At 66.4% G+C, this 6,103-nt stretch carries 4 protein-coding genes and 1 other RNA gene; 3 read left to right on the forward strand and 2 right to left on the reverse strand.

Features of this window, described 5'->3' with window-relative positions:
• The first annotated feature begins 38 nt into the window (after positions 1–38).
• The 3 genes from DYQ94_RS16665 to bphP all read left to right on the forward strand — a co-directional run bounded on the left by DYQ94_RS16665 (position 39) and on the right by bphP (position 3,895).
• The gene (locus tag DYQ94_RS16665; RefSeq protein ID WP_160954956.1) at positions 39–1,304 is read left to right on the forward strand and encodes a TCR/Tet family MFS transporter; all 1,266 of its coding nucleotides are present in this window, start codon (positions 39–41) and stop codon (positions 1,302–1,304) included.
• Positions 1,305–1,403: 99 nt separating this feature from the next.
• Complete coding sequence (locus tag DYQ94_RS16670; RefSeq protein ID WP_160954957.1) at positions 1,404–1,997, forward strand: biliverdin-producing heme oxygenase; 594 nt, start codon at positions 1,404–1,406, stop codon at positions 1,995–1,997.
• Positions 1,994–3,895: a bacteriophytochrome BphP gene (gene bphP / locus DYQ94_RS16675; RefSeq protein WP_160954958.1), complete on the forward strand. Its 1,902-nt coding sequence runs from the start codon at positions 1,994–1,996 to the stop codon at positions 3,893–3,895. Before DYQ94_RS16670 ends, bphP begins: the two co-directional genes overlap by 4 nt.
• Positions 3,896–3,934: 39 nt before the next feature.
• Here bphP and DYQ94_RS16680 read toward each other — a convergent pair.
• Together DYQ94_RS16680 and DYQ94_RS16685 are read right to left on the reverse strand one after the other, a co-directional pair.
• A non-coding RNA gene (locus DYQ94_RS16680) (sX9 sRNA) lies at positions 3,935–4,005 on the reverse strand.
• 54 nt (positions 4,006–4,059) lie between these two features.
• Positions 4,060–5,235 carry a benzoate/H(+) symporter BenE family transporter gene (locus DYQ94_RS16685; RefSeq protein WP_104560842.1) on the reverse strand — a complete coding sequence of 392 codons (1,176 nt, stop codon included), beginning with the start codon at positions 5,233–5,235 and terminating at the stop codon, positions 4,060–4,062.
• Between the last annotated feature and the right edge of the window lie 868 nt (positions 5,236–6,103).

Consider the following 6,103-nt stretch of genomic DNA (forward strand, 5'->3'; position numbering starts at 1 on the left):
ACCGCTACACTCGCCGCTTCGCCCCACTGCGCAGCGCGATGTCCCTCCCAGCAGATTCCGCTCCCGCCACGGGCCGGCGCCGCGCCGCGCTGATCTTCATCTTCATCACCGTGCTGATCGACGTGCTGTCGTTCGGCGTGATCATTCCGGTGCTGCCGGATCTGGTGCGCCAGTTCACCGGGGGCGACTACGCCGTCGCCGCCGGCTGGATCGGCTGGTTCGGCTTCTTGTTTGCCGCCATCCAGTTCGTCTGCTCGCCGCTGCAGGGCACCCTGTCCGACCGCTACGGCCGCCGCCCGGTGATCCTGCTTTCCTGCCTGGGGCTGGGCCTGGACTTCATCCTGATGGCGGTCGCCCATTCCCTGCCGATGCTGCTGCTGGCGCGGGTGATCTCCGGGGTGTGCTCGGCCAGCTTTTCCACCGCCAATGCCTACATCGCCGACGTCACCCCGGCCGACAAACGCGCCGGCGCGTTCGGCATGCTTGGCGCCGCGTTCGGTATTGGCTTTGTCGCCGGGCCGTTGATCGGCGGCTGGCTGGGCAGCATCGGCCTGCGCTGGCCGTTCTGGTTTGCCGCCGGGCTGGCGCTGCTGAACGTGCTGTATGGCTGGTTCGTGCTGCCCGAATCCTTGCCTGCCGAACGCCGCACGCCACGCCTGGACTGGTCGCATGCCAACCCGCTCGGCGCACTCAAGCTGCTGCGCCGTTATCCGAAGGTGTTCGGCCTGGCCTCGGTGGTGTTTCTGGCCAACCTGGCGCACTACGTCTATCCCAGCATCTTCGTGCTGTTCGCCGGTTATCAATACCACTGGGGCCCGCGCGAGGTGAGCTGGGTGCTGGCTGGCGTCGGCGTGTGCAGCATCATCGTCAATGCGCTGCTGGTCGGCCGGCTGGTGCGCTGGCTGGGCGAACGCCGTGCGCTGCTGCTGGGTCTGGGCTGCGGGGTGGTCGGTTTCGTCATCTACGGGCTGGCCGACAGCGGTACCGCGTTCCTGATCGGCGTGCCGATCAGTGCGTTCTGGGCGATCGCCGCACCGGCCGCGCAGGCCTTGATCACCCGCGAGGTCGGCGCCGATGCGCAGGGCCGCGTACAGGGCGCGCTGACCAGCCTGGTCAGTCTGGCCGGCATCGCCGGTCCGCTGTTGTTTGCCAACGTGTTCGCCTGGTTTATCGGCACGGGCGCACCGCTGCATCTGCCCGGCGCCCCCTGGTTGCTGGCGGGTGTTCTGCTTGCCGCAGGCTGGGTCATGGCCTGGCGGCGGGCAGGGCGGGGGGCCGGCATAGCCCCCGCGGCACAGGGATGATGCCAACCTATTCAGCTTGTGCTCGCGCCCGCTTTATCTGATTTGCGCAGTCACTGCTAGGCTGATGCATTCCGTGCTGCGGCACCGCCTCCACTCATTATGTGTCCTGACACCCTGGCTGTTCCGCCCTCGGCCGCGCTCGCGCTGCGCCACGCCACGCAGGACGCCCACCGCCTGGTCGAGACGGTTCCGCTGATGCAGGCGCTGGGGCAGGGGCAGGTCGATCGCGCTGCCTACACGCTGATCCTGCGCCGGCACCATGCGCTGCTGGCCGGTTTCGAAGCGCAATTGAGCGACTGGCTCAGCACCCTGATCGGTGCCGGCTGGCAGTACCGCCGCCGCGTCCCGGCCCTGCGCGAGGACCTGCACACGCTCGGGCAGCCGCCGCAGGCGCCCATCGCGGCGCCTGCCGCCGGCAACGATGCCGCGCGCTGGGGCATGCTCTACGTCATCGAAGGCTCGCAACTCGGCGGGCGGATGATCGCGCGCACCTTGCGCAAGCAGCAGCCTGCGCTGGCTGATGCCTTGCGCTATTTCGAACTGGCCAACGACGATCCGGCCGGCTGGCGCCGTTTCCAGGCCGTGCTCGACCAACGCCTGGACACCTCTTCCGCGCGCGCGTCCGCCATCGACGGTGCGCAGCGCATGTTTGCCCACTTCCATACCTGTCTTGCAGCGGAGCCGCGCCCGTGAATCAGCCCACCGAACCCCTGGATATGGATGTCTGTGCGCGTGAGCCGATCCATATCCCCGGCCTGATCCAGCCGTACGGCGTGCTGCTGGTGATCGAGCCGGCTGACGGCCGCATCGTGCAGGCCAGCACCACCGCCGCCGACCTGCTTGGTGTGCCGCTGGCCGAGCTGCTGGGCATGGTCTACACGCAAGCGCTGGAACTGCCCGGCGAGCAGCCATTCGCGGTCGAGGACCAGGCGCAGCACCTGCTGCATGCCGACGTGCGCTTTCCCCTGCGTGCAGCACCCACCGAGCACCCCTGGGTGGCCGCCTGGCATCTGTATCCGGAGCAGTGGCTGGTGGAAATCGAGCCGCGCGACGCACGCCTGATGGACGTCACCCTGCGCGAAGCGCTGCCGCTGCTGCGCAGCATCGAGCGCGATCCCGGCATTGCCGAAGCCGCCGTGCGCGCCGCCAAGGGGCTGCGCAGCATGATCGGCTTCGATCGGGTGATGGTGTACCGCTTCGACGAAGAGTGGAATGGCGACATCATCGCCGAAGCGCGCCAGCCCGAGCTGGATGCCTATCTCGGCCTGCATTACCCGGCCACCGACATCCCGGCCCAGGCGCGCGCGCTGTACCTGCGCAACCGCGTCCGCCAGATCGCCGACGTCGGCTATCGGGCCTCGGCGATCGAACCCACCCTGCATCCGCGCCTGGGCACCCCGGTGGACCTGAGCGATGTCAGCCTGCGCAGCGTCTCGCCGGTGCATCTGGAATACCTGGCCAACATGGGCGTGACCGCCACGCTGGTGTCCTCGATCGTTGTCAACGACGCGCTGTGGGGGTTGATCGCCTGCCACCACTACAGCCCGCACTTCACCAGTCACGCCATGCGCGATGCCACCGATGCGGTGACCCGCGCGCTGGCCGGGCGCATCGGCGGATTGCAGGCGGTGGCGCGTGCGCACATGGAATCGGTGCTGCTCACCGTGCGCGAGAAGCTGATCACCGACTTCAATGACGCCGACCAGATGACCGTGGAAATGCTCGCCGACATGGCGCCCGACCTGATGGACGTGGTCGACGCCGACGGCGTGGCGATCTTCCATGGCGGCGAGATCAGCCGGCATGGCAGCACCCCGGACGCGGCCGCGCTGCGCCGCATCCGCGACCACATCGAATCCGAACACCACGATGCCCTGCGCGAAGATGCGGTCGGCGCCCTGCATGTGGATGCGATCGGCGAGGTGTTCCCCGAGCTGGCCGACCTCGCCCCGCTGGCGGCCGGTTTCATTTTCGTGCCGCTGATGCCGCAGTCGCGCAGCGCCTTGCTGTGGACCCGCCGCGAGCAGGTGCAGCAGGTCAAATGGGCCGGCAATCCGCAGCTGGCCAAGCTGCAGGACATTCCCAATTCGCGCTTGTCGCCACGCAAGAGCTTCGACCTCTGGCAGGAAACCGTGCGCGGTCGCGCGCGACGCTGGTCGCCGCTGCACCTGGAATCAGCGCGCAGCCTGCGCGTGCTGATCGAACTGATGGAGCGCAAGCGCTTCCAGCAGGATTTCACCTTGCTCGAAGCCTCGCTCTCGCGGCTGCGCGATGGCGTGGCCATCATCGAACGCGGCACCGCGGACGCGCACCGGCTGATGTTCGCCAACCCGGCCTTCGCAGAACTCAGCCAGACCGAAGTGGCCGACCTGATCGGTTGCGACATCCTGTCCCTGCTGGCCAGCGATGCCGCCCCGTCCAAGGTGGAGCTGCTCGAAGACGCGCTGCGGCAAGGGCGCGCCGCCTATGTCACCCTGCCGCTGCGCTCGCAGGGCGGCGCGCCGGTCTACCGTCAGTTCCATCTCGAACCGCTGCCCAGCCCCAATGGCGTCACCGCCCACTGGCTGCTGCAGCTACGCGACCCCGAATAAGCGCAACCCGCAACCGAATCGCCTGCCGCGGCCAGCAGTGGCTGACAAAACGTAGCCTGCAGTCGCCAGCGGGGTGCGGACGGCGCAGAAGCACCGCAGTGTTGAGGACTCCGCGCACCGGCCGCGCCCGCCTGGCGGTGCGCGCCGTCGTTTTGATCGCTGCCCTAGGCCCGCGGTCGCAACACCAGCAAGGTGATCGTCCCGGCCACCAGGCCCCAGAACGAGGCGCCGATCCCGCCCAACGTCAGCCCCGATGCGGTCACCAGGAAGGTGATCAAGGCCGCTTCGCGCTCGCTGTCCTGCTGCAAGGCGGCCGCCAGGCTGTTGCCGATCGTGCCCAGCAAGGCGATCCCGGCGATGGCCATCACCAGCTCGCGCGGAAAGGCGGCAAACACCGCCGCCACAGTCGCGCCGAACACGCCGATCAGCACATAGAACACGCCCGCGCTCACCGCAGCGGTGTAACGCCGCGCCGGATCCTCGTGCGCTTCGCGGCCCATGCAGATCGCCGCAGTGATGGCCGCCAGGTTCAAGGCATAGCCACCGAACGGTGCCAGCAGCGTATTGACCACTCCGATCCAGCCGATCGTCGGCGAGATCGGTACCGCGTAGCCGGAGGCGCGGATCACCGCCACGCCCGGCACGTTCTGCGAGGCCATGGTGACCACGAACAACGGAATCGCCAGCCCGAACAACGCCGCCCACGACAACGACGGCACCACCAGCACCGGCCGGGCCAGTTCAAGCTGCACGCTCTTCCACTGCATCAACCCGCTGCCGGCCGCAATCGCCACGCCGACCAGCAAGGTCGCGATCACCGCATAGCGCGCAAACCAGCGCCGCCCGGCCAGATAGGCCGCCAGCATCGCCAGCGCCAGCCACACCTGACTCTGCATCGCCACGAACAGGTCCAGCCCGAAGCGCAACAGCACCCCGGCCAGCATGCCCGAGGCCAGCGAGATGGGTATGCGTCGGATCGCCTTCTCAAATAACCCCGAGAAGCCGGCCAGCATGCCAAGCACCGCCGCCAGCACAAACGCGCCGACTGCCTCGCGCAACGGCACCCCGGCCGCACTGCCGATCAGCATGGCCGCGCCGGGCGTAGACCAGGCCGTCACCACCGGCACCCGGTAGCGCAGCGACAGCCCGATGCAGGTCACGCCCATGCCGATGCCGAGCGCCCACATCCACGAGGCGATCTGCGCCTGATCCGCGCCCAGGTGACGCGCCGCCTCGAACACGATCACCGCAGAACTGGCAAAGCCCACCAGCACCGTGACAAAGCCCGCGGCAATCGCAGGCAGGGACAGATCGCGAAGCAGGCTGCGTAAGGGAGACATCGGGTGCTCTCTATCTAGTGCATGCATTCTTACCGAGCACGCCGATGATCGATAGCGCAGCACCTTGCGTGGTCGGCTCTCTATCGACGCTCTTGTTGTCCTGCCTGGAAAGCACGATGTCGCTGCAATGCGGACACACGGCCCCATGACCCTGATAGAGAGAGCAGGCCGGATACACCGCAAAGTGCGTGGAATCAGGCGTGGCGCATGGGCGCAATGACGTCCGTGTCATGCCAGTGTCAAAAAGTGCTTGCACTTCTGCACAGTCTCGATAAACTGCGCGGCCTCCCTCAGGACGGCGGCGCTTCTCGAAGCATCGCAACAACGAACGGGGGCGAATCGGAAACATCACAAGGTGTTGACGAAACGGAAAAGCCGGCTATGATGGGCGGCTCGCTACACGGAAAGACGCTGCGGCGGATTGAAATGCAGCGGCGGCAACTTCCTCTTCACGAGGGGTTGACGAAGATGAAAAGCCTGCTAATATGGCCGGCTCGCTTCGCAGAAAACCTTCGGGTCCAAACGAAGCAGCGTCAACCACCTCGAAATGAGGTGTTGACGGCAAGAAAAAGTCCGCTATAATGGGCGGCTCGCTTCGACGGAAACGACGAAGCTGACGGGAACGGCGCTGAGGCCACTTCCCAATGTTCTTTGACAGTGTGCGCAGGTAATTTGTGCGGACGCCTGCAGGAAGGATGATTGTCCATCTTGCAGACGTTTAATCAAAATGCAACATATTAATTGCTTTGCAAGCGATAAGTTGCCAGTGGTTGAACTTCTGCAGCTAAAGTATTTGCCTTCGGGCATGTAATTTTAAGTGAAGAGTTTGATCCTGGCTCAGAGTGAACGCTGGCGGCAGGCCTAACAC

The organism is Xanthomonas sp. LMG 8993 (assembly GCF_009835065.2).
Lineage (GTDB): Bacteria > Pseudomonadota > Gammaproteobacteria > Xanthomonadales > Xanthomonadaceae > Xanthomonas > Xanthomonas arboricola.

Excerpts from the sequence above, each read along its gene's own strand:
- DYQ94_RS16665 (WP_160954956.1), top strand. The coding sequence starts at position 39 with ATGTCCCTCCCAGCAGATTCCGCTCCCGCCACGGGCCGGCGCCGCGCC.
- DYQ94_RS16685 (WP_104560842.1), bottom strand. The coding sequence starts at position 5,235 with ATGTCTCCCTTACGCAGCCTGCTTCGCGATCTGTCCCTGCCTGCGATT.
- DYQ94_RS16670 (WP_160954957.1), top strand. The coding sequence starts at position 1,404 with ATGTGTCCTGACACCCTGGCTGTTCCGCCCTCGGCCGCGCTCGCGCTG.